The 25,087-nt window shown below is 52.8% G+C and carries 17 protein-coding genes, 1 tRNA gene, 1 rRNA gene and 1 riboswitch; of the genes, 9 read left to right on the forward strand and 10 right to left on the reverse strand.

Annotation, left to right across the window (positions count from 1 at the left end; translation table 11 throughout):
* Positions 1-99: 99 nt before the first annotated feature.
* Together I2123_RS00235 and I2123_RS00240 are read right to left on the reverse strand one after the other, a co-directional pair.
* Positions 100-175: transfer RNA gene (locus tag I2123_RS00235), tRNA-Glu, on the reverse strand.
* Positions 176-318: 143 nt separating this feature from the next.
* A 16S ribosomal RNA gene (locus I2123_RS00240) occupies positions 319-1,861 on the reverse strand.
* Positions 1,862-2,540: 679 nt separating this feature from the next.
* On the opposite strand from I2123_RS00240, the gene purH reads away from it, so the two are divergent.
* Both purH and purD read left to right on the forward strand, forming a co-directional pair.
* On the forward strand, positions 2,541-4,130 hold the full coding sequence (purH, locus tag I2123_RS00245; RefSeq protein WP_213051550.1) for a bifunctional phosphoribosylaminoimidazolecarboxamide formyltransferase/IMP cyclohydrolase: 1,590 nt from the start codon (positions 2,541-2,543) through the stop codon (positions 4,128-4,130).
* A gap of 45 nt (positions 4,131-4,175) precedes the next feature.
* The gene (gene purD / locus I2123_RS00250) at positions 4,176-5,465 is read left to right on the forward strand and encodes a phosphoribosylamine--glycine ligase (RefSeq protein WP_112166714.1); all 1,290 of its coding nucleotides are present in this window, start codon (positions 4,176-4,178) and stop codon (positions 5,463-5,465) included.
* 67 nt (positions 5,466-5,532) lie between these two features.
* On the opposite strand, the gene I2123_RS00255 is transcribed toward purD, so the two are convergent.
* From I2123_RS00255 to nudC, 6 genes are all read right to left on the reverse strand, one after another.
* The gene (locus I2123_RS00255; protein WP_244207851.1) at positions 5,533-6,186 is read right to left on the reverse strand and encodes a DUF1481 domain-containing protein; all 654 of its coding nucleotides are present in this window, start codon (positions 6,184-6,186) and stop codon (positions 5,533-5,535) included.
* A 51-nt stretch (positions 6,187-6,237) separates the two neighbouring features.
* A complete protein-coding gene (hupA, locus tag I2123_RS00260) occupies positions 6,238-6,510 on the reverse strand; it encodes a nucleoid-associated protein HU-alpha (RefSeq protein WP_013577396.1) in 273 nt (90 codons plus the stop codon).
* 190 nt (positions 6,511-6,700) lie between these two features.
* Positions 6,701-7,291 carry a YjaG family protein gene (locus tag I2123_RS00265; RefSeq protein ID WP_112166712.1) on the reverse strand — a complete coding sequence of 197 codons (591 nt, stop codon included), beginning with the start codon at positions 7,289-7,291 and terminating at the stop codon, positions 6,701-6,703.
* Between the two features lie 70 nt (positions 7,292-7,361).
* Complete coding sequence (gene nfi, locus I2123_RS00270) at positions 7,362-8,042, reverse strand: deoxyribonuclease V (RefSeq protein WP_112166710.1); 681 nt, start codon at positions 8,040-8,042, stop codon at positions 7,362-7,364.
* A 9-nt stretch (positions 8,043-8,051) separates the two neighbouring features.
* Positions 8,052-9,116 carry a uroporphyrinogen decarboxylase gene (gene hemE, locus I2123_RS00275; RefSeq protein ID WP_112166708.1) on the reverse strand — a complete coding sequence of 355 codons (1,065 nt, stop codon included), beginning with the start codon at positions 9,114-9,116 and terminating at the stop codon, positions 8,052-8,054.
* Between the two features lie 71 nt (positions 9,117-9,187).
* Positions 9,188-9,973, reverse strand: coding sequence for an NAD(+) diphosphatase (gene nudC / locus I2123_RS00280; protein WP_112166706.1), 786 nt, complete (start codon positions 9,971-9,973; stop codon positions 9,188-9,190).
* 106 nt (positions 9,974-10,079) lie between these two features.
* Here nudC and rsd point away from each other — a divergent pair, with 106 nt between their 5' ends.
* From rsd to thiH, 7 genes are all read left to right on the forward strand, one after another.
* Positions 10,080-10,595, forward strand: a complete 516-nt coding sequence (gene rsd, locus I2123_RS00285; protein ID WP_112166704.1) for a sigma D regulator — start codon at positions 10,080-10,082, stop codon at positions 10,593-10,595.
* A 71-nt stretch (positions 10,596-10,666) separates the two neighbouring features.
* Positions 10,667-10,792: riboswitch (TPP riboswitch) on the forward strand.
* Positions 10,793-10,926: 134 nt separating this feature from the next.
* Positions 10,927-12,888 (forward strand): phosphomethylpyrimidine synthase ThiC, encoded by a 1,962-nt coding sequence (gene thiC, locus I2123_RS00290; protein WP_244879868.1) that lies wholly within the window; start codon positions 10,927-10,929, stop codon positions 12,886-12,888.
* A complete protein-coding gene (gene thiE / locus I2123_RS00295) occupies positions 12,885-13,538 on the forward strand; it encodes a thiamine phosphate synthase (RefSeq protein ID WP_213051551.1) in 654 nt (217 codons plus the stop codon). Before thiC ends, thiE begins: the two co-directional genes overlap by 4 nt.
* A complete protein-coding gene (locus tag I2123_RS00300; protein ID WP_213051552.1) occupies positions 13,531-14,280 on the forward strand; it encodes a HesA/MoeB/ThiF family protein in 750 nt (249 codons plus the stop codon). The genes thiE and I2123_RS00300 overlap by 8 nt, the downstream gene beginning before the upstream one ends.
* The gene (gene thiS / locus I2123_RS00305; protein WP_112166698.1) at positions 14,277-14,477 is read left to right on the forward strand and encodes a sulfur carrier protein ThiS; all 201 of its coding nucleotides are present in this window, start codon (positions 14,277-14,279) and stop codon (positions 14,475-14,477) included. Before I2123_RS00300 ends, thiS begins: the two co-directional genes overlap by 4 nt.
* A gap of 1 nt (position 14,478) precedes the next feature.
* Complete coding sequence (locus I2123_RS00310) at positions 14,479-15,258, forward strand: thiazole synthase (RefSeq protein ID WP_213051553.1); 780 nt, start codon at positions 14,479-14,481, stop codon at positions 15,256-15,258.
* Entirely contained in the window at positions 15,255-16,433 is a 1,179-nt protein-coding gene (gene thiH, locus I2123_RS00315) for a 2-iminoacetate synthase ThiH (protein ID WP_112166694.1), read from the forward strand. The genes I2123_RS00310 and thiH overlap by 4 nt, the downstream gene beginning before the upstream one ends.
* 238 nt (positions 16,434-16,671) lie before the next feature.
* Here thiH and rpoC read toward each other — a convergent pair whose 3' ends face one another.
* Together rpoC and rpoB are read right to left on the reverse strand one after the other, a co-directional pair.
* The gene (rpoC, locus tag I2123_RS00320) at positions 16,672-20,895 is read right to left on the reverse strand and encodes a DNA-directed RNA polymerase subunit beta' (RefSeq protein WP_112166692.1); all 4,224 of its coding nucleotides are present in this window, start codon (positions 20,893-20,895) and stop codon (positions 16,672-16,674) included.
* 91 nt (positions 20,896-20,986) lie between these two features.
* The gene (gene rpoB, locus I2123_RS00325; protein ID WP_112166690.1) at positions 20,987-25,015 is read right to left on the reverse strand and encodes a DNA-directed RNA polymerase subunit beta; all 4,029 of its coding nucleotides are present in this window, start codon (positions 25,013-25,015) and stop codon (positions 20,987-20,989) included.
* Positions 25,016-25,087 lie beyond the last annotated feature (72 nt).

The raw sequence follows: 25,087 nt of genomic DNA on the forward strand, positions 1-25,087 counted from the left end.
CAGCTTGTTCCAGATTGTTAAAGAGCAATATCTTAAACACGACTCGTTAAAGTCATCTTTAAGATATTCGGTGATAATGTCTTTCACACATTATCGGAGTGGCGTCCCCAAGGGGATTCGAACCCCTGTTACAGCCGTGAAAGGGCAGTGTCCTAGGCCTCTAGACGATGGGGACACGAAAAATCCGCACCAGACCCCCAAAAGGGCTTGGCACTTTTCGCATCAGCGTAAGGTCTCCCTTACCGCATCAACAGGTGCTCTTGCTCATTAATTTCATCAGACAATCTGTGTGGACACTGCACAATGCGTATCTTTAGGTAAGGAGGTGATCCAACCGCAGGTTCCCCTACGGTTACCTTGTTACGACTTCACCCCAGTCATGAATCACAAAGTGGTAAGCGCCCTCCCGAAGGTTAAGCTACCTACTTCTTTTGCAACCCACTCCCATGGTGTGACGGGCGGTGTGTACAAGGCCCGGGAACGTATTCACCGTAGCATTCTGATCTACGATTACTAGCGATTCCGACTTCATGGAGTCGAGTTGCAGACTCCAATCCGGACTACGACATACTTTATGAGGTCCGCTTGCTCTCGCGAGTTTGCTTCTCTTTGTATATGCCATTGTAGCACGTGTGTAGCCCTACTCGTAAGGGCCATGATGACTTGACGTCATCCCCACCTTCCTCCGGTTTATCACCGGCAGTCTCCTTTGAGTTCCCACCATTACGTGCTGGCAACAAAGGATAAGGGTTGCGCTCGTTGCGGGACTTAACCCAACATTTCACAACACGAGCTGACGACAGCCATGCAGCACCTGTCTCACGGTTCCCGAAGGCACTAAGCTATCTCTAGCGAATTCCGTGGATGTCAAGAGTAGGTAAGGTTCTTCGCGTTGCATCGAATTAAACCACATGCTCCACCGCTTGTGCGGGCCCCCGTCAATTCATTTGAGTTTTAACCTTGCGGCCGTACTCCCCAGGCGGTCGACTTAACGCGTTAGCTCCGGAAGCCACGCCTCAAGGGCACAACCTCCAAGTCGACATCGTTTACAGCGTGGACTACCAGGGTATCTAATCCTGTTTGCTCCCCACGCTTTCGCACCTGAGCGTCAGTCTTTGTCCAGGGGGCCGCCTTCGCCACCGGTATTCCTCCAGATCTCTACGCATTTCACCGCTACACCTGGAATTCTACCCCCCTCTACAAGACTCTAGCTTGCCAGTTTCAAATGCAGTTCCCAAGTTAAGCTCGGGGATTTCACATCTGACTTAACAAACCGCCTGCGTGCGCTTTACGCCCAGTAATTCCGATTAACGCTTGCACCCTCCGTATTACCGCGGCTGCTGGCACGGAGTTAGCCGGTGCTTCTTCTGCGAGTAACGTCAATCGCTGCAGCTATTAACTGCAACGCCTTCCTCCTCGCTGAAAGTGCTTTACAACCCTAAGGCCTTCTTCACACACGCGGCATGGCTGCATCAGGCTTGCGCCCATTGTGCAATATTCCCCACTGCTGCCTCCCGTAGGAGTCTGGACCGTGTCTCAGTTCCAGTGTGGCTGGTCATCCTCTCAGACCAGCTAGGGATCGTCGCCTAGGTGAGCCATTACCCCACCTACTAGCTAATCCCATCTGGGCACATCCGATGGCGTGAGGCCCGAAGGTCCCCCACTTTGCTCTTGCGAGGTCATGCGGTATTAGCTACCGTTTCCAGTAGTTATCCCCCTCCATCAGGCAGTTTCCCAGACATTACTCACCCGTCCGCCGCTCGTCACCCAGAGAGCAAGCTCTCCTGTGCTACCGCTCGACTTGCATGTGTTAGGCCTGCCGCCAGCGTTCAATCTGAGCCATGATCAAACTCTTCAATTAAAAGTTCGATTTGCTTAAACAAGTTAAGCGGTGCTCAAAGATTACTTCGTAATAATTCAACTAAATGAATTACTGCTTGGTCACTCTAAGACTTGATATTTTTTGCCACCGAGGTGGCTGATATCGTCTTGTGAGTGCCCACACAGATTGTCTGATAAATTGTTAAAGAGCAGTGAGTTACGCGCTTTCGCTTGCTAACTCGAGGTGGCGTATATTACGCTTTCCTCATTCAGTGTCAACCGTTTATTTCGCCGGATGCCGCTGTTTTTAATCTTTCCCGACCCGGTTACTTCGTGATGTTGTTCACGTTGTTCCCTGTCGATGGAGCGGCATTATAGGGAGTTCTGAGCAGGCCGCAAGGGGTAATTTTAAGAAAAATCACTGTTTGCTGCATTACACAGCAACCCCACAGCTTATACCGTGTTTTGCACAGATTTATCCACAAAGGGACAGGAATCTCAAATTTTGCGAGCGTCGCGCAATCGTTTTCGCTACAATTTCGCGCGTCAGTTTTCGCCGCCCTTAATGCGTTATAAATGAAAAGTCAGTCGTCGAAGGGAAGTTATCTGAGCGCGATCCCACGTTTTTCTGCAAATTGCTCTATATAGAGAGAAGAAAAGCGTCATTGAATTCAGATAACGCTCTTTATTGCGACTCCAAAGCCAAGGATACAACCACCATGCAACAATCTCGTCCAATCCGCCGCGCCCTGCTCAGTGTTTCTGACAAAGCCGGTATCGTAGAATTCGCCCAGGCACTCTCACAGCGTGGCGTCGAGTTACTTTCCACTGGCGGAACCGCCAGCCTGTTGGCTAAAGCCGGTCTGCCAGTCACCGAAGTGTCTGACTACACCGGTTTCCCGGAAATGATGGATGGACGCGTCAAAACCCTGCACCCGAAAGTTCACGGTGGCATCCTCGGTCGCCGCGGGAAAGATGATGAAATTATGGCGCAGCATGCTATTGCGCCAATCGACATGGTGGTCGTTAATCTTTATCCGTTCGCACAAACCGTCGCACGCACGGACTGTTCGCTGGAAGATGCTGTAGAAAACATTGATATCGGCGGGCCAACCATGGTTCGCTCAGCCGCGAAGAACCACAAAGACGTGGCGATTGTCGTTAAGAGCAGTGACTACGCCGCTGTGATTGAAGAGATGGATGCCAACGGCAGCTCGCTGACGCTTGCAACCCGTTTTAATCTGGCAATTAAAGCCTTCGAGCACACCGCTTCTTATGACGGCATGATTGCCAACTACTTCGGCACGATGGTTCCGGCTTACCATGGCGATACCGAAACCGCCTCCGGGCAGTTCCCCCGTACGCTAAATCTTAGCTATATAAAGAAACAAGATATGCGTTATGGCGAAAACAGCCATCAGAATGCAGCCTTCTATATAGAAGAGAACGTCAGCGAGGCTTCTGTCGCGACATCGACTCAGCTTCAGGGCAAAGCACTTTCCTATAACAATATCGCCGATACTGATGCAGCGCTGGAATGTGTGAAAGAGTTTGCGGAACCTGCCTGTGTGATCGTCAAACACGCTAACCCTTGCGGCGTAGCCATCGGCGACAGCATCCTGGCCGCTTACGAGCGCGCTTACCAGACTGACCCAACGTCTGCTTTCGGCGGCATCATCGCTTTCAACCGTGAACTGGATGCTGACACCGCCAAAGCGATCATCAGCCGTCAGTTTGTCGAGGTGATCATTGCCCCTTCCGTCAGCGAAGAAGCGCTGGCTCTGACCGCAGCCAAACAAAACGTCCGTGTGCTGACCTGTGGTCAGTGGCAAGGTCGGCAGGCGGCATTGGACTTCAAACGCGTCAACGGCGGCTTGCTGGTTCAGGATCGCGATTTAGGAATGGTGGATGCCAATGACCTGCGCGTCGTTTCTGAGCGCCAGCCGACGGAGCAGGAACTCACCGATGCCCTGTTCTGCTGGAAAGTGGCAAAATTCGTTAAATCTAATGCCATTGTTTATGCACGCGACAAAATGACCATCGGCATTGGCGCAGGCCAGATGAGCCGCGTTTACTCTGCCAAAATTGCGGGGATCAAAGCGGCGGATGAAGGTCTTGAAGTCGCCGGTTCTGTTATGGCTTCTGACGCCTTCTTCCCGTTCCGTGATGGTATTGATGCCGCCGCTGCGGTAGGCATTACCTGTGTTATCCAGCCGGGTGGTTCAATCCGTGATGATGAAGTGATTAAAGCCGCCAACGAACACGGCATTGCAATGCTCTTCACCGATATGCGTCACTTCCGTCATTAATTTCTTTCAGCGGGTGCGATGCGCCCGCTCATCCGGAGTCTTCGAATGAATATTTTAATTATCGGTAACGGCGGGCGTGAACATGCGCTGGCATGGAAGGCATCGCAGTCACCTCTGGCTGATAAAGTCTTTGTCGCGCCGGGCAATGCTGGCACCGCGCTGGAACCTTTGCTGGAAAACGTTGATATCGCTGCCACTGACGTTGCCGGATTGCTGGCATTTGCCAAAAGTAACGACATCGGCCTGACGATTGTCGGCCCTGAAGCACCGTTAGTGATTGGCGTGGTTGATGCTTTCCGCGCTGCTGGACTGAAGATCTTTGGCCCTACGCAGGAAGCCGCCCAGCTGGAAGGTTCCAAAGCCTTCACCAAAGATTTCCTTGCCCGTCACAACATTCCAAGCGCCGACTACCAGAACTTTACCGAGATCGAACCTGCGCTGGCTTATCTGCGCAGCAAAGGTGCGCCTATTGTCATTAAGGCTGACGGTCTGGCAGCAGGTAAAGGCGTTATCGTGGCGATGACGCTGAAAGAAGCGGAAGACGCCGTTCACGATATGCTGGCAGGCAATGCTTTCGGCGATGCGGGTCACCGCATTGTGATTGAGGAGTTCCTGGATGGCGAAGAAGCCAGTTTCATCGTGATGGTGGATGGCACGAACGTGCTGCCGATGGCGACCAGCCAGGATCACAAACGCGTAGGCGATGGCGACAGCGGCCCGAATACCGGCGGCATGGGCGCTTATTCTCCGGCACCTGTCGTAACGGATGAAATTCACCAGCGCGTGATGGATCAGGTTATCTGGCCTACCGTGCGCGGAATGGCGGCTGAAAACAACACTTACACCGGTTTCCTGTATGCGGGTCTGATGATCTCCGCTGACGGCCAGCCGAAAGTGATCGAATTCAACTGCCGCTTCGGCGATCCGGAAACGCAGCCGATCATGTTACGTATGCGCTCGGATCTGGTGGATCTTTGTCTGGCCGGTGCAGAAGGTCGTCTGGGAGATAAAACATCCGAATGGGATCCACGTCCTTCGCTGGGCGTTGTTCTGGCGGCCGGCGGTTATCCCGGCGACTATCAGAACGGGGAAGTCATTCATGGCTTGCCGCTTGAGGAAGTACCGGATGGTAAAGTGTTCCATGCGGGCACCCGTTTACAGGACGAACGGGTTGTCACCAGCGGTGGTCGCGTGTTGTGTGTGACCGCGCTGGGTAAAACCGTGGAAGCCGCTCAACTACGTGCGTACGATTTAGCGAAAGATATCCATTGGGAAGGCAGCTTCTGCCGCAAAGACATTGGTTATCGCGCGATTGACCGTGAGCGCAATCAGTAAACCCGGTTTACCGGCTAACGATCAAAAAAGGCACGCTTCGGCGTGCCTTTTCTTTTGTCGCGAAGATTCAGAGATCTGACTCTTTTGGTTCCCAGCTACAGAAATCTTCATTGGCGACCAACAGTAATTCATTGCCTTCCGGCGCAGTCAGCCAGGCCAAACCGAGTTGATCGTTACTGCGGGTGGCTCGTTTTGCCAGCCAGACCTGCGAACGCACTGTAAGATTTGGCGTTACCTGCTCGCCCGCGCAGGTAGTGATCACACCCTGCCGCCAGCGAGCCTGGATCAGCCGGACATTACCGGCCTGCAGTGCGCTGCTCACATCGAGGATTTTTGCCGCTTCATATTTATAGCGCTCGATGTCGTCTGAGGATAATTTTTCCCGTCGCTCAGGAAGTTGCCGCTGCATAAAGCTGACATTGCCGCCCTCATCGAAACGCAGCATCACGCCCAAATCTGTTTTGGTCGCATGAGTTTCTTTGACAAGGTGAACCTGCCCGTCCTGATATTCGTATCGGGTTATGACCGTATCGCCACCAAAATAGGGGCTGTAGACGTTAAGAATGGTTTGAGGTTGGTTCTGTGCATTGTTTTCGCGCCATAAACGGTTAATGCCCTGATCGGCAACGTAACCACTGGCGAAGAACTGCGGGGTGGTATTTTTTGAACTGCAACCCACCAGACCAAGCACCAGTAAACCTGCTACCAGCCTGGGGGTGATAAACTGAAGGGGCTTAAAGGCCCCTCCGCTTATTCTTTTCACTGCAAGCAATTACTTAACAGCGTCTTTCAGAGCTTTACCAGAAACGAACGCAGGCACGTTGGCAGCTGCGATTTTGATTTCTTTACCAGTCTGTGGGTTACGACCAGTACGCTCGTTACGATGATTTACCTTGAAAGTCCCGAAACCAACTAATTGTACAGCATCACCTTCTTTCAGAGACTCGGTAATAGCAGACAGAGTAGATTCAAGAGCAACTTTGGCCTGTGCTTTGGAAAGATCAGCTTTGTCCGCAATTACATCAATCAGTTGAGTCTTGTTCATAAGTTATCCTTTACAGTGTGTTTATCGTTTGCAAAGCATCGAGTGCGACGGATATGCCGATTGACAGCACCCTCCTGCATACACGCACCGATAGCCACTTTTTTTACGCACCCCAAATGTAGACCAGACAGGGTGCGGATGTGAAGCCTTAAGGCACGACAAATCAGGCGTTAAATCACGTTTTCTTGCCTTATTGCGCTAAATTTATGCCAATGTTACTGACAGCGGCTTCACGCAGGTCAGAACGTAACCCTTTTATTAATTCCAGGTCACGCTCCTCACAGTCAGCCAACAGGCGAAAAATCTCCCATTGGATGTCCCATTCCTCTTCGACAGCTGGGATTACTTTCAGCTCTTCATCGGTCATTTCTTTACCGGCCTGCGTCATCTCCAGCATTGCGACGGTACGAATCGATGTTTCGCTTACCGCAACGGCGTGAGAGAGGGTTTCACCGCTCAGACGCGAATGGATCAATTCGCCTAACGCGATACAGGCATCAATGGCCGGATAAACCCCATAGAGGTCGTAATCATCGGAAGAAGGCACCGCCTCCTCCAGCTTTTCGAGCTGTGAGTCAAAATTGACCTTGGCGTCTTTTACCACCAGCGTTTCCCAGATGAGATCCAGGATGCGGCGGTAAACCTGCGGCTCGCCAAACCCGGTTTCCAGGCAGAAGGCCTGGTAGTTCGGGTACATGCGTTCACACAAGCTCGCCATAAACGTCACGTGTTGCCAGCTTTCCAGCTTTTCGAGACGTAAATGAATTGGATTACGTAACATGAGTTGATCTCGTTAACTTTTCTGCGCGGGAGTTTACCTGAAATAAATCAATATCCCTATTCCTTGATTCCTAAAGATCATCACTCAACCGTTGCCAGCGTTGGAAAGCTGGCCGATTTGACGCGACGGCATCCGCCCAACGCGTTGGCTCCGGCAAACGATATTGCCGCATACAATGTTCGACCCAATACAGCGCCGATTCCATGCTGATGCGATTGCCTGGCGAAATGAACAGTGGATTACAGCGTAGCTTACTGCGCCACACCCAGCCAATCTGTTCATCACCCTCATACAACGCCTGCTGGCTGTAGAGCTCCTCACCGAGAGGCAAAAACTGGCCGCATAACCGGCTTTTTGCCACACCGATGGTCGGCACGTCGATCATCAGACCAAAATGACTGGCGACGCCCAGACGGCGCGGATGCGCAATCCCCTGCCCGTCGACCAGCACTAAGTCAGGGCGCGACGTGAGCTGCTGCCAGGCCTGTAACAGCGCGGGAAGTTCGCGGAAGGAGAGAAAACCGGGAATATAGGGCATCACGGTAGGTACGCGGGCAATCTGGTATTCCACCAGCTCAAGCGAGGGATAGCGCAGAACTGCCACCGCGGCGCGCGTGACGTCGCCGCCCTGCTCAAAGCCAACGTCCACACCGGCAATCAACGTCGGAGTGGGGAAATCAGGCGGATCTTGCAATGTGATGCGATCTGCAAGGATCCGCTGCTCTTCACGTAACGCGCGCGTATCGATCATCTTTCAGTCTTACTCGTGATACTGGCGGGACAGGCTGTGCACCGCTTCCACGAAGGCACCGGCGTTTTCTGGCGGCACATCCTGATGAATGCCATGACCGAGATTAAACACGTGGCCGTTGCCTTTACCGAAGCCTGCCAAAATGGTTTCTACTTCCTGCTCAATACGCACCGGAGAGGCGTACAGCATGGAGGGATCCATATTGCCCTGAATCGCCACTTTATCGCCCACGCGACGACGCGCGTCAGCAATGTCAGTCGTCCAGTCAAGACCGAGTGCATCACAACCGGTCGCAGCCATCGCTTCCAGCCACTGCCCGCCACCTTTGGTGAACAGCGTGACCGGCACGCGACGTCCTTCGTTTTCACGGATCAGGCCATCGACGATTTTATGCATGTAGTTCAGGGAGAATTCGCGGTAATCGCGTGGCGTCAGCACGCCGCCCCAGGTGTCGAAAATCATCACGGACTGCGCGCCTGCTTTAATTTGGGCGTTGAGATACAAGATCACGCTGTCGGCGACTTTATCCAGCAACAGATGCATGGTTGCCGGTTCGGCATACATCATCTTTTTGATTTTGGTGAACGCTTTACTGCTGCCGCCTTCAACCATATACGTTGCCAGCGTCCACGGGCTCCCGGAGAAACCGATAAGCGGCACTTCACCTTTAAGGTTTTTACGGATGGTGCGAACCGCGTTCATCACGTAACCCAGTTCCATTTCCGGATCGGGAACTGGCAGCTTTTCGACGTCAGCACGGTTAGTCAGCGGAGAAGAAAAACGAGGGCCCTCACCGGCTTCGAAATACAACCCCAGCCCCATCGCATCCGGAATGGTCAGGATGTCAGAGAACAAAATCGCGGCATCCAGCGGATAACGGCGCAGTGGCTGCAGCGTCACTTCGCAGGCCAATTCAGCATTCTTGCACAGCGACATAAAATCACCGGCCACGGCGCGGGTTTCTTTGTATTCCGGCAAATAGCGGCCAGCCTGACGCATCATCCATACGGGTGTGATATCCACCGGCTGACGTAACAGGGCGCGCAGGTAGCGGTCGTTTTTCAACTCATTCATTCTGGTTCTTTCCTTCAATATTCGGGCGGCACGGCAATAATCTGACGGTATTCTATCACGCAACACTTGCGCTACACGTCGTCTTCATCGCTCGCCGCGCGGCAGAGCGCCACAGTGTCTTCGATAAGCCTGCGCGCAATGGTGCCCGGCGGCGGTAACATGGGCAGTGCGTCATAACGATACCAGCCCGCGTTCAGCAGCTCTTTAGGATCATGACGAATATCGCCGCTGTCATAGTCAGCCATAAAGGCCATCATCAGAGAATTCGGGAAAGGCCACGGCTGCGAACTGACGTAGCGCACATTTTTCACACGAACGTTGCTCTCTTCCATCACTTCACGTGCCACGGTCTCCTCAAGCGTTTCGCCTACTTCGACAAAACCGGCCAGCACGGTGTGAATACCGTTGCGGTGGCGGACATGCTGCGCCAGCAAAATTTCATCACCACGGCGGATAGCGACGATAATGCACGGCGCAATCTGCGGATAATAACGTTCACGGCAGTGTCCGCAGAGCGCAGCCCATTCAGTTTTACTGACTTGCATTTCATGGCCGCAATAACCACAAAACTTGTGAGAACGATAAAATTCAGCCAGTTGCACACCGCGACCGACCAGCTGAAATAATCCGCGATCTTTATCGAGTAACTGACGCGCCGAGACCATATGGTTGTGCATCGCCTGACGCACCAGCCAGACAGGTTCACCCTGCCACTCGCCAATCTGCCGCGCGGTTTTGCCGGTCAGAGAGAACTGCGTCGCGCTGCCAAACGGCAGTTCACCTTCAGGCAGCCACAGCTTGCCTTCGTGGCTGATAACCCACCAGCCGTTATGTTGCTCTGTGATCTGTAATTCCATAATTGTTGTTGCATAACCTCGTTGAGACTGACAATCTGAGACAGATATTTACATATTAGTAACCCTTCCAAAACGGATTACTTTTTTACCGCTCACGGAGTCAACCATGCTAAATCGTCTGGAAAGACTGACCCAACGCGTTGGTGGCAGTAATGAGTTAGTCGACCAATGGCTGCACGCGCGCAAAGAATTGCTGGTTTCATACTGCACACTGGTCGGCCTGAAACCCAATAAAGAAAAACATACTCCGCTGAATGAAAAAGCGTTGGATAACTTTTGCCACAACCTGGTGGACTACCTTTCTGCCGGCCATTTCCATCTTTATCAACGCATAATCGATGAAGTCGCCAGCGCAGACAGCTCAGTCAAATCTCAGGCGTCCAAAATATACCCCGCTCTGGAGCTCAATACTGAAGCTATCATGGCTTTCCATGACAGTTACACAGAAAATGATATTGATGATGACAATGCATTTGCCTTCCATTATGCATTATCCGATATAGGTGAAGCGTTGGATGCGCGTTTTCAGCTGGAAGATCAATTGATTATTCTGGCCTTTGATCCTGTTAATGGCGCGCCATTACCGCCCGCCAATGATGATCATCTGGCCAGACCGGCGTAACCGGTCTCAGGAATAAACCCTGCACAGGGTGTAGTTTTAGTTGTAGTTTTCAAAACGGCCTCCTATATTGAGGCTTCTTGTCGGAGTGCCTAGCGCATAATTTCCTCACGAAATTACGCCAGGCTGAGACCGTTAATTCGGGATCCGCGGAACCTGATCGGGTTAGTACCCGCGAAGGGAACAAGAGTAATGTTATGCGTTTAGCGCGATTTGGCATCAGCCTGAAAACGGCCGCCTGCGCTAAACCGCCCATTTTTACTCCTGCCGTAAACCTCCAGACAAGCAATTTTCCATCACGTTTTTTCTATTCGTAGAACACGAGGAATTTGCTATGTCGAGTACCCAAAAATCCGTTACCTCTGAAAAGAAACCCACCAACCGCCGCGAACAGCGCGCACAGGCTCAGTCATTTATCGACAGTCTGCAGGGCGAAGCATTTCCCAACTCCCGCCGAATCTATCTGCAAGGCGAGCGCACAGATATCCGCGTTCCCATGCGTGAAATCCAGCTCAGCCCGACACTGGTCGGCGGCGGCAAAGACACCCCGCAATATGAAGAAAACGAAGCGATTCCGGTGTATGAAACAGCCGGACCTTACGGTGACCCTGAAGCCTCTATTGACGTCCATGCCGGTCTGGCAAAATGCCGCGCCAGCTGGATAGCTGAACGGGCAGACACCGAAGAACTTCCGCAGGTCAGCTCCGGTTTTACCCAGCAACGTCTGGCCGACGAAGGTTTAGATCATTTGCGCTTCGAACTTCTGCCGCGCCCGCGTAAAGCGAAAGCGGGAAAAAACGTCACGCAACTGCACTACGCGCGCCAGGGGATAATTACGCCAGAAATGGAGTTCATCGCCATCCGCGAAAATATGGGACGCGAACGGATCCGGGGTGAAGTTCTGCGCCAGCAACATCCGGGTGAAAGTTTCGGCGCGCATCTGCCCGCCAATATCACGGCTGAATTCGTACGTCAGGAAGTCGCCGCCGGTCGCGCCATTATCCCGGCCAATATCAACCATCCGGAATCGGAGCCAATGATTATCGGGCGAAACTTTCTGGTGAAAGTGAACGCCAATATCGGCAATTCAGCGGTAACGTCGTCCATCGAAGAAGAAGTCGAGAAGCTGGTCTGGTCAACGCGCTGGGGGGCGGACACGGTGATGGATCTCTCCACCGGCCGCTATATCCACGAAACCCGCGAATGGATCCTGCGTAACAGCCCGGTGCCCATCGGCACGGTGCCAATTTATCAGGCGCTGGAGAAAGTAAACGGCGTCGCAGAAGATCTGAACTGGGAAATGTTCCGCGATACGCTGCTGGAACAGGCCGAGCAGGGCGTCGATTACTTCACTATTCACGCCGGTGTGTTGCTGCGCTATGTGCCGATGACCGCCAAACGTCTGACCGGTATCGTCTCTCGCGGCGGATCGATCATGGCCAAATGGTGTCTTTCGCATCATCGTGAAAGTTTCCTCTACGAGAATTTCCGCGAGATTTGTGAAATCTGCGCAGCTTACGATGTTTCACTCTCGCTGGGTGACGGCCTGCGGCCTGGCTCGATTCAGGACGCCAACGACGAAGCACAATTTGCAGAGCTGCACACGCTGGGCGAACTGACCAAAATCGCGTGGGAATATGATGTGCAGGTGATGATCGAAGGGCCGGGGCATGTGCCGATGCAGATGATCCGCCGCAACATGACCGAAGAACTCGAGCATTGCCACGAAGCGCCGTTTTACACGCTGGGGCCGCTGACCACCGACATTGCACCGGGTTATGACCATTTCACTTCAGGGATCGGAGCCGCCATGATCGGCTGGTTCGGCTGCGCCATGCTGTGTTACGTCACGCCGAAAGAGCATCTCGGCCTGCCGAACAAGGAAGACGTCAAACAGGGGCTAATCACCTATAAAATTGCGGCGCACGCGGCGGATTTAGCGAAAGGGCATCCCGGCGCGCAAATCCGCGACAACGCCATGTCGAAAGCGCGTTTCGAATTCCGCTGGGAAGACCAGTTCAATCTGGCACTCGATCCGGCCACTGCCCGCGCTTATCACGATGAGACCCTGCCGCAGGAATCCGGCAAAGTCGCACACTTCTGTTCAATGTGTGGACCAAAATTCTGCTCAATGAAAATCACTCAGGAAGTCCGCGATTACGCCGCCGCGCTGGAGGCCAAAGCCCAGCCGGTTGAAATCGTAGAATCCGGCATGGCTCAAATGTCTGCCGAATTCCGCTCGCGGGGCAGCGAGCTTTATCATCCGGCAGATCTGAGCACGGAGGTGGGGAAATGATAACGTCAGCGCAAAAATTTCAAGCAGTCCCCTTCCATCTCGGTTTATATCCGGTCGTCGATACCGTGGAATGGATTGCCCGTCTGCTGGAGGCGGGCGTTAAAACGCTGCAACTGCGCGTGAAGGATTTACCTGATGCTGAGGCCGAACCCGCCATTATTGAAGCTATTGCGCTGGGGCGAGACTATCAGGTGCGGTTGTTCATCAACGATTACTGGCGTCTGGCGGTAAAGCATCAGGCTTACGGTGTACATCTGGGTCAGGAAGATCTGGACACCGCCGACCTTAATGCCATTTATCAGGCTGGTTTACGGCTGGGTGTGTCGACGCATGACGATGCCGAGCTGGCACGCGCGGTAGCGGTCAATCCTTCTTATATCGCACTCGGGCATATTTTCCCGACGCAGACGAAAGATATGCCGTCGGCTCCGCAGGGTTTGGCGGAATTGACCCGACATATTAAGCAGCTCAACGGCAGTTTTCCGACGGTAGCCATCGGCGGGATCAGCATTGACCGCGCGCCGTCGGTTCTCGACTGCGGCGTGGGCAGCATTGCGGTAGTCAGCGCCATCACGCAGGCACCCGACTGGCGCGCCGCCACCGCCCAACTGCTGGCCCTGTGCGCCAGTAAGGTGCCGGAAGATGCTTAACGATGCGGCCTTTATGCGCTACAGCCGCCAGCTGATGCTGGAAGAGTTTGGTCCGCAGGCGCAGGAGAAATTAGCGGCGGCGAAAGTGCTTATCGTCGGGCTCGGCGGGCTTGGATCTCCGGCAGCCCTGTATCTGGCGGCCGCCGGTGTCGGCACGTTACTGCTGGCCGATGATGACAAACTCCATCTCACTAATCTTCAGCGGCAGATCCTCTACCGTACCGGCGATCTGGATCAACCTAAGGCTACGGTAGCCAAGCGCGAATTACTGCGCCTGAATCCGTTATGTGAAATCGTCGCGCTCACTGAAAGGCTGGGCGGCGAAGCGTTACGTAATGCTGTCGCCAGTGTCGATCTCATTTTAGATTGCAGCGATAACATGGAAACGCGGCATGCCGTCAATCACGCATGCGTATCTGCGGGCAAAACGTTAATCAGCGGAAGTGCCGTCGGCTTTGGCGGCCAGTTGCTCGTTATCGAAGCGCCGTACGCTCGCGGCTGCTATGCCTGCCTGTATCCCGATCAGGAAATCGCACAACGAAACTGCCGGACATCCGGCGTTCTCGGGCCGGTTGTGGGTACGATCGGCACGCTTCAGGCGTTAGAGGCCCTGAAAATACTGACGGGTTTATCCAGCACGCTGAGCGGAAAGCTACGGCTGTTCGATGGAAAAACACAAAACTGGCGTTCTCTGCAACTCACCCGCTCGGCCTCCTGCACGGTCTGCGGAGGTCATGCGTGAATATTCAGGTTAACGATGAACCGCACCGTTTTACTGAACCGCTGACGCCACTTGACCTGCTCAGTCTGCTGTCACTCAGTGCTGAAGGCTGCGCGCTTGCGATCAATCAGGTCATTATTCCCCGCGATAACTGGCCTTCTCACTTACTGAAAGACGGCGATCAGGTTTTGCTCTTTCAGGCGATAGCCGGAGGATGACATGTTAAAAATTGCTGATACGAACTTCACCTCACACCTGTTCACCGGAACAGGAAAATTCGCCAGTGCAGCCCTGATGCAGCAGGCGCTGGCGGCATCCGGCTCTCAGCTGGTGACGATGGCAATGAAACGTGTCGATCTGCGTCGCGGCGGAGACGACATCCTTTTGCCTCTGCAACAGCTCGGCGTACGTTTGTTGCCCAATACATCCGGCGCCAAAACGGCGGAAGAGGCGGTATTTGCCGCACAACTGGCACGGGAAGCGCTGGGGACAAACTGGATAAAACTCGAAATCCATCCGGACGTAAAATACTTACTGCCAGATGCAGTGGAGACGCTCAGGGCAGCAGAAATCCTGGTGAAACAGGGATTCGTGGTTTTGCCGTATTGCAGCGCGGATCCGGTCTTATGCAAACGGCTGGAAGAAGCCGGGTGCGCCGCTGTCATGCCGCTGGGCGCCCCCATTGGTTCCAATCAGGGGCTGCAAACCCGCGAGTTTTTGCACATCATCATCGAACAGGCGCGGGTGCCAGTTGTGGTAGATGCGGGGATCGGCGCACCGAGTCAGGCGGCAGAAGCGCTGGAAATGGGTGCGGATGCTGTGCTGGTGAATACGGCGATTGCGGTTGCCGGCGATCCGGTGGCCATGGCGACGGCGTTTCGTCTGGCCGTTGAAGCTGGCGTGATCGCCCGGCAGAGCGGATTAGGCGGCAGACAACGGCAGGCGAGCGCATCCAGCCCGCTGACCGGCTTTCTGACTTCAACGCAGGCAGCCTCATGAATAATTTTACTGATGTCTGGTCAGCGCTCGACTGGGATGATATTTCCCTGCGCATCAACAGTAAAAGTGCCAGGGACGTCGAACGGGCGCTGGGCCGCAATAAAATCACGCGCGAAGATTTCATGGCGCTGATTTCCCCTGCGGCACTGCCGTATCTCGAACAGATGGCGCAGCGGGCACAGCAGCTCACGCGCCAGCGGTTCGGCAACACGGTGAATTTCTTTGCTCCGCTGTATCTTTCTAATCTGTGCGCGAACGAATGTACCTATTGCGGCTTTTCGATGAGCAATAAGATCAAACGTAAAACGCTGGATGAAGAGGAAATTGGCAGAGAATGCGAAGCGCTGAACGCTCTTGGATTCAAACATTTGCTACTGGTCACCGGCGAGCATAAAACAAAAGTTGGCATGGACTATTTTCGCCGCCATTTTCCGGCCATACGCAGCCATTTTGATTCACTGATGATCGAAGTTCAGCCGCTGCCACAGGAAGACTACGCCGAACTAAAAACGCTGGGGCTCGATGGCGTGCTGGTTTATCAGGAAACCTACCACGCGCCGACCTACGCCTTGCACCATTTGCGCGGTCAGAAGCAGGATTTTTTCTGGCGACTGGAAACGCCGGACAGGCTTGGACGGGCGGGGATCGACAAGATCGGGCTGGGTGCGCTGTTCGGGCTTTCTGGCAACTGGCGAACCGACAGCTACATGGTGGCCGAACATTTACTGTATCTGCAACAAAACTACTGGCAAAGCCGCTACTCGGTGGCGTTTCCACGGTTGCGACCCTGCACCGGCGGGATCGAACCGGCGTCCCTGCTGGAGGAAAACCAGCTGGTGCAGCTGATATGCGCTTTCCGGATGCTGGCTCCTGACGTCGAGCTGTCGTTATCAACGCGTGAGTCGCCCTACTTCCGCGATCATGTTATTCCTCTTGCGATCAATACTGTCAGCGCCGGATCCAAAACACAGCCCGGTGGGTATGCGGACGATCATCCTGAGCTGGAGCAATTCGCGCCACATGACAACCGTTCGCCGCAGCGGGTTGCCTCAGCCTTAACGCAGGCAGGGCTTCAACCGGTGTGGAAAGACTGGGACAGTTTTTTGGGGCGCGCCTCGAAGGAAAATGTCGTTCCAAAGCAAACAGGTAAATTCTCAGGAATACGGATTCCATAACGGAATTTTGCCTCTCGCGCATCATTAGCGCCCGTATTACTGTGCGTTTGCCGCTGCACATTCGCAACCGGTCGGCGCCATTTATCCCGGCGCTGCTTCCAAAACAGCCGGAACGGGTATCGTCCAGTACCCGATTCCGGCTCCTCCAGTTCCTTCAGTTCTCAAACTCACTCACAAAATTCAGGCAAAAAAAAACCGCTCCCGAAGGAGCGGCTTTATGCGTTTCGACAGAAGACGATTACTCGTCGTTGCTGTTACCGAAACCTGCGTTCAGAAGTTCAGCCAGGTTAGCCGTTGCTTCATCCGCGCTCACCTGCGGAACAACTGGCACTTCGCCCTGAGCTTTACGACGAGCACGTTCCTGATGGTAAGAGTAACCGGTACCGGCTGGGATCAGACGACCCACGATAACGTTCTCTTTCAGGCCACGCAGTTCATCACGTTTACCGGCAACAGCCGCTTCGGTAAGAACGCGCGTGGTTTCCTGGAACGACGCAGCGGAGATGAAGGACTCGGTCGCCAAAGAGGCTTTGGTGATACCGAGCAGGTCACGGCTAAATGTTGCCGTGATTTTGCCTTCAGCTTCCAGCTTACGGTTAGCGATTTTAACGCGAGACATTTCTGCCTGCTCGCCTTCCAGGAAGTCTGTGCCACCAGCGCTAACGATGGTGCCTTTACGCAACATCTGACGAACGATAACTTCGATGTGTTTATCGTTAATCTTAACGCCTTGCAGACGGTAAACTTCCTGCACTTCGTTGGTGATATAGCGGGTAACCGCATGAACACCACGAAGACGCAGAATGTCGTGCGGAGACTCAGGGCCGTCGGATACGACGTCACCACGTTCCACAATCTCGCCTTCGAACACGTTCAGCTGACGCCATTTAGGGATCATTTCTTCGTAAGCATCGCTGCCATCCAACGGAGAAATTACCAGACGACGTTTGCCTTTGGTTTCTTTACCGAAGGAGATGATCCCGCTGATTTCAGCAAGGATTGCAGGCTCTTTCGGACGACGTGCTTCGAACAGGTCAGCAACGCGTGGCAGACCACCGGTGATGTCCTTGGTACCGCCGGATTCCTGAGGAATACGCGCCAGGGTGTCACCAGAGTGGATCTGCGTACCATCTTCCAGCTGAACAATCGCTTTACCTGGCAGGAAGTATTGAGCAGGCATATCTGTACCTGGGATCAATACGTCGTCGCCTTTGGCATCAACGATTTTCAGTGCTGGACGCAGGTCTTTACCGCTACCAGTACGTTCTGCGGAATCCAGAACGACCAGAGAGGACAAACCGGTCAGGTCATCTGTCTGACGTGTAATGGTCTGAGTATCAACCATATCGGCAAAGCGAATGAAACCACTCACTTCACTGATAACTGGCATTGTATGTGGATCCCAGTTAGCTACGGTCTCGCCGCCGTTAACTGAAGCGCCATCACCTTTGCCCATCACGGAACCGTAAGGCACTTTATAGCTTTCTTTGGTACGACCGAATTCGTCGATCAATTTCAGCTCAGTGTTACGGGAAGTGATAACCAGTTTGCCGTTAGAGTTGCTAACGTGCTTGTGGTTGCTCAGTTTAATCGTACCCGTGTTCTTAACCTGGATACTTGATTCTGCTGCCGCACGAGATGCCGCACCACCGATGTGGAACGTACGCATCGTCAGCTGGGTACCCGGCTCACCGATGGACTGTGCTGCAATAACACCAATCGCTTCACCTTTGTTGATGATGTGACCACGTGCCAGGTCGCGACCGTAGCAGTTTGCACACACACCAAAGTCGGTTTCGCAACTTACGACTGAACGTACTTTCACGCTGTCGACTGAGTTCTCTTCTAACAGATCACACGTCTTCTCGTGAAGCAGGGTGTTACGTGGAACCAGGATATCCGCCGTACCCGGCTTGATGATATCTTCAGCAGTCACACGACCCAGAACGCGTTCGCGCAGTGGTTCTTTAACGTCGCCACCTTCGATGACCGGAGTCATCATAATGCCTTCGTGTGTACCACAGTCGTCTTCGGTAACGACCAGATCCTGCGCCACGTCAACCAGACGACGGGTCAGATAACCGGAGTTAGCCGTTTTAAGTGCGGTATCCGCCAAGCCTTTACGAGCACCGTGAGTGGAGATGAAGTACTGGAGTACGTTCAGACCTTCACGGAAGTTCGCGGTGATTGGCGTTTCAATGATGGAACCATCCGGCTTAGCCATCAGGCCACGCATACCGGCCAGCTGACGAATCTGTGCTGCAGAACCACGCGCACCGGAGTCGGCCATCATAAAGATACTGTTAAAGGAAACCTGCTGTTCAACAACACCGTCACGGTTGACGACGTCTTCGACAGACAAGTTTTCCATCATTGCTTTAGCAACACGTTCGTTCGCTGCAGCCCAGATATCGATCACTTTGTTGTAGCGTTCGCCAGCGGTAACCAAACCAGACTGGAACTGCTCCTGGATTTCGGCAACTTCGGTTTCTGCTTCTTCGATGATCTCTGCTTTCTTCGCAGGGATTACCATGTCATCGATACCTACTGACGCACCTGAACGGGCAGCGTAAGCAAAACCGGTGTACATGATCTGGTCAGCAAAAATAACGGTCGGCTTCAGGCCCAAAATGCGGTAACAGGTGTTCAGCATTTTGGAGATAGCTTTTTTACCCAGAGGCTGGTTGACGATTGAGAACGGCAGACCTTTAGGTACGATCATCCAAAGGATGGCGCGACCAACAGTCGTGTCGATAATCGACGTCTTGTGCGTAACTTCGCCTTCGGTATTTTTGATCTCTTCGGTAATACGCACTTTGACACGCGCATGCAGAGAGGCCAGACCGCCGCGATAAATACGCTCAGCTTCTTTAGGACCGGTCAGAACCATGCCTTCGCCTTTGGCGTTAACACAGTCACGGGTCATGTAGTACAGACCCAATACAACGTCCTGAGAAGGAACGATGATTGGCTCGCCGTTCGCAGGTGACAGGATGTTGTTGGTAGACATCATCAACGCACGCGCTTCCAGCTGGGCTTCCAGCGTCAGCGGTACGTGAACAGCCATCTGGTCACCATCGAAGTCGGCGTTGTATGCCGCACAAACCAGCGGGTGCAGCTGGATTGCTTTACCTTCGATCAGAACCGGTTCAAACGCCTGGATACCCAAACGGTGCAGGGTTGGTGCACGGTTCAGCAGTACCGGGTGCTCGCGGATAACTTCGTCCAGGATATCCCAAACGACAGCTTCTTCGCGCTCAACCATTTTCTTAGCGGCTTTGATGGTGGTGGCGAGGCCACGCAGCTCCAATTTGCCGTAGATGAACGGTTTGAACAGTTCCAGTGCCATTTTCTTCGGCAGACCACACTGGTGCAGACGCAGGTATGGACCTACGGTGATAACGGAACGACCAGAGTAGTCGACACGTTTACCCAGCAAGTTCTGACGGAAACGACCCTGTTTACCTTTAATCATGTCTGCCAGAGATTTCAGCGGACGCTTGTTAGAGCCGGTGATTGCACGACCGCGACGGCCGTTATCCAGCAAAGCATCTACCGCTTCTTGCAGCATACGTTTTTCGTTACGTACGATGATGTCTGGCGCAGCCAGATCCAGCAGGCGTTTCAGACGGTTGTTACGGTTGATTACGCGACGATACAGATCGTTCAGATCCGACGTTGCGAAACGGCCGCCGTCCAACGGAACCAATGGACGCAAGTCTGGCGGCAGTACCGGCAGCACGGTCAGGATCATCCACTCTGGTTTGTTACCAGACTGAACGAACGCTTCCAGCAGCTTGATACGCTTGGTCAGCTTTTTACGTTTGGTTTCGGAGTTGGTTTCGTTCAACTCTTCACGCAGTTGCTCGCACTCTGCTTCCAGATCCATGTTTTTCAACAGGGCCTGGATAGCTTCTGCACCCATCTTCGCGTCGAACTCATCACCAAACTCTTCCAACGCATCCAGATACTGCTCTTCAGTCAGGATCTGGCGTTTTTCGAGGTTAGTCATGCCGCCTTCGATAACCACATAGGATTCGAAGTACAGAACACGTTCGATGTCACGCAGTGGCATATCCAACAGCAAACCGATGCGCGATGGCAGCGATTTCAGGAACCAGATGTGTGCAGTCGGGGAAGCCAGTTCGATGTGGCCCATACGCTCACGGCGTACTTTAGTCTGGGTCACTTCAACGCCGCACTTCTCGCAGATCACGCCGCGATGTTTTAAACGCTTGTACTTACCGCACAGGCATTCGTAGTCTTTTACTGGTCCGAAAATACGGGCGCAGAAAAGGCCGTCACGTTCTGGTTTGAACGTACGGTAGTTAATGGTTTCTGGCTTCTTAACTTCACCAAAAGACCAAGAACGGATCATGTCTGGCGATGCCAGAGCAATTTTGATCGCATCAAACTCTTCGGTTTTAGTTTGCGCTTTCAGAAACTTTAGTAAGTCTTTCACGGATTAGCTCCCGTCGGGTTAGACCTGTTAGGCACCTGATGTTTATTGCTAAACAGACAGGTGCCCCTGTGATCAGTGCGAATTCGAGTACTTACTCGTCTTCCAGCTCGATGTTGATACCCAGAGAGCGGATTTCTTTCAACAGTACGTTGAAGGATTCCGGCATGCCTGGTTCCATCCGGTGATCGCCATCTACGATGTTTTTATACATCTTAGTACGGCCGTTCACGTCATCGGACTTAACAGTCAGCATTTCCTGCAGGGTATAAGCAGCACCGTATGCTTCCAGTGCCCACACTTCCATCTCACCGAAGCGCTGACCACCGAACTGAGCTTTACCACCCAGCGGCTGCTGAGTAACAAGGCTGTAAGAACCGGTAGAACGCGCATGCATCTTATCGTCAACCAGGTGGTTCAGTTTCAGCATGTACATGTAGCCGACGGTAACCTGGCGCTCGAATTGCTCGCCGGTACGGCCGTCAAACAGTGTGATCTGGCCAGAGGTTGGGACGCCGCCCATTTCAAGCAGTTGCTTGATCTCTGTCTCTTTCGCACCGTCGAAGACTGGTGTTGCAATTGGCATACCCTTTTTCAGGTTTTCAGCCAAACGCAATACTTCATCATCGGTGAAGGTGGTCAGATCAACTTTCTGACGTACGTCGTCGCCCAGATCATAGGCACGCTGGATGAACTCGCGCAGCTTAGAAACTTCTTCATGTTTCTTAAGCATGGCATTGATTTTTTCACCAATACCTTTCGCGGCCATACCCAGGTGGGTTTCTAAAATCTGACCAATGTTCATACGTGATGGAACGCCCAGCGGGTTCAGTACGATGTCAACAGGAGTCCCGTTTTCATCGTAAGGCATATCTTCGATCGGGTTGATCTTGGAGATAACACCTTTGTTACCGTGGCGGCCTGCCATTTTGTCACCAGGTTGGATCTGACGTTTAACGGCCAGATACACTTTAACGATTTTCAGCACACCTGGTGCCAGGTCATCGCCCTGAGTGATTTTACGACGTTTAGCTTCGAGTTTTTTCTCAAACTCGGATTTCAGTTCGTCGTACTGTTCAGCAAGCTGTTCCAACTGATTCTGTTTATCTTCGTCAGTCAGTGACAGTTCAAGCCAACGATCGCGTGGCAATTTGCCCAGCTTATCGGCTTCAACACCGCCAGCAACCAGCGCGGACTGGATACGTGCAAACAGACCAGCTTCCAGAATTTGCAGCTCTTCAGTCAGGTCTTTCTTAGCCTGTTTCAGCTGCATTTCTTCGATTTCTAACGCACGCTTATCTTTTTCCACGCCATCGCGGGTAAAGACTTGCACGTCAATAATCGTACCGGAAACGCCGTTTGGTACACGCAGAGAAGAATCTTTAACGTCAGACGCTTTCTCACCGAAGATCGCACGCAGCAGTTTCTCTTCTGGAGTCAGCTGGGTTTCGCCTTTAGGCGTAACTTTACCGACCAGAATGTCACCACCGGTCACTTCAGCACCGATATACACAATACCGGACTCATCCAGTTTGGAGAGCGCAGCTTCACCCACGTTAGGGATATCAGCAGTGATCTCTTCAGGCCCTAACTTGGTGTCACGGGACACACATGCCAGTTCCTGGATATGGATGGTCGTGAAGCGATCTTCCTGCACAACACGTTCGGAGACCAAGATGGAGTCTTCGAAGTTGTAACCGTTCCAAGGCATGAACGCGACACGCATGTTCTGACCCAGTGCCAGTTCGCCCAGATCTGTTGACGGACCATCTGCCAGCACGTCGCCGCGCTCGATTGGCTCGCCCAGATTCACACACGGCATCTGGTTGATGCAGGTGTTCTGGTTAGAACGGGTGTACTTAGTCAGGTTATAAATGTCGATACCTGCTTCGCCTGGATTCATCTCTTCTTCGTTAACACGAATAACGATACGGGATGCATCCACGTACTGAACAGTACCACCACGTTTGGCAACGGCAGTAACACCGGAGTCAACCGCAACAGCACGTTCCATACCAGTACCTACCAGCGGCTTATCAGCACGCAGAGTAGGAACTGCCTGACGTTGCATGTTCGCACCCATCAATGCACGGTTGGCGTCATCGTGTTCCAGGAATGGAATCAGTGAAGCACCAACGGATACGATCTGCTGGGTAGAAACGTCCATGTAGTCAACCTGGTCGCGGCTGAACAGGCTTGATTCGCCTTTGCTACGACAAGTGACTAAATCTTCCAGGAAGTGGCCTTCGTCATCCAGGTTGGAGTTCGCCTGAGCGATAACAAAGTTGCCTTCTTCGATGGCAGACAGGTAGTTAATTTCATCGGTAACCATACCTTCACGCACACGGCGGTAAGGGGTTTCCAGGAAACCATACTCATTTGTCTGTGCATAGACAGATAATGAGTTGATCAGACCGATGTTTGGACCTTCTGGCGTTTCGATTGGACATACGCGACCGTAGTGCGTCGGGTGTACGTCTCGAACTTCAAAGCCAGCACGTTCACGGGTCAAACCGCCCGGGCCCAGTGCAGAGATACGACGTTTGTGCGTGATCTCAGACAACGGGTTGTTCTGGTCCATAAATTGTGAAAGCTGGCTTGAGCCGAAGAACTCTTTCACCGCAGCCGAAATCGGCTTAGCGTTGATCATGTCCTGAGGCATCAGAGTGTCGAGGTCGCCCAGAGACAGACGCTCTTTAACGGCACGCTCAACACGAACCAAACCAACACGGAATTGGTTTTCAGCCATTTCGCCGACAGAACGAATACGACGGTTACCCAAGTGGTCGATATCATCCACTTCGCCCTGACCGTTACGGATACCGATCAGTTTTCTCATTACCTGAATGATGTCGTCTTTGCTCAGGATACCTGAACCTTCGATTTCATCACGCAGCAGAGAGCGGTTGAACTTCATACGGCCAACAGCAGACAGGTCGTAACGATCTTCAGAGAAGAAGAGGTTTTCGAACAGAGTTTCAGCTGCTTCACGCGTTGGTGGCTCACCAGGACGCATCATGCGGTAGATCTCAACCAATGCGCTCAAGCGATCGCTGGTTGGGTCGACGCGAATGGTCTCGGACATGTACGCGCCATGATCGAGATCGTTGGTGAACAGCGTTTCAATTGTTTTGTGTCCGGCCTGGCTCAGTTTCGCCAGCAGATCCAGAGACAATTCCATGTTCGCAGGGACAATCAGCTCACCGGTATTAGTGTCGATGTAGTCTTTAGCAACTACTTTCCCTGCGATGTACTCAACAGGAACTTCGATGCGCTGAATGTCGTCTTTTTCAAGCTGACGAATATGGCGAGCAGTGATACGGCGGCCTTTCTCGATGTAGACTTTGCCGTCAGCTTCGATATCAAATGAAGCTGTTTCACCGCGCAGGCGCTCAGGTACCAGTTCCATCTGCAACTTGTTGTCGCGGATCTGGTAAGTCACCTTCTCAAAGAACAGGTCAAGGATCTGTTCAGTGGTATAGCTCAATGCACGCAGAATGATCGTCGCAGGTAATTTACGGCGACGGTCAATACGTACAAACAGGTTATCTTTCGGGTCGAACTCGAAATCTAACCATGAACCGCGATAAGGGATGATACGTGCGTTGTACAGCACTTTACCCGATGAATGGGTTTTACCCTTATCACTGTCAAAGAATACGCCTGGACTACGGTGAAGCTGAGATACGATAACCCTCTCAGTACCGTTAATCACAAAGGTACCATTTTCGGTCATGAGCGGAATTTCGCCCATATAGACTTCTTGTTCCTTGATGTCTTTGACCGTACCTTCTGGTGCTTCACGCTCGTAGATAACCAGACGCAGTTTCACACGCAATGGCGCAGAGAAAGTTACACCGCGGATCTGGCATTCTTTAACGTCGAATACTGGCTCACCAAGACGGTAGCTAACGTATTGCAGCTCAGAATTGCCGCTGTAGCTTTTGATTGGAAATACAGAACGGAATGCAGCTTCCAAACCGTGCTGACCTTCCGGATCTTGCTCGATAAACTTCTGGAACGAGTCAAGCTGGATAGAAAGGAGAAAGGGAATGTCCAAAACTTGTGGACGTTTACCAAAATCCTTACGAATGCGTTTTTTCTCGGTATAGGAGTAAACCATAGGGTTCCTCAGCTCGCTGATCAGTGACCCAATCTTGTCTGCCCTGAGAAGGACAGTTCATGCAACACCGTT

It is taken from the genome of Rahnella inusitata (assembly GCF_018288855.1).
Lineage (GTDB): Bacteria > Pseudomonadota > Gammaproteobacteria > Enterobacterales > Enterobacteriaceae > Rahnella > Rahnella inusitata.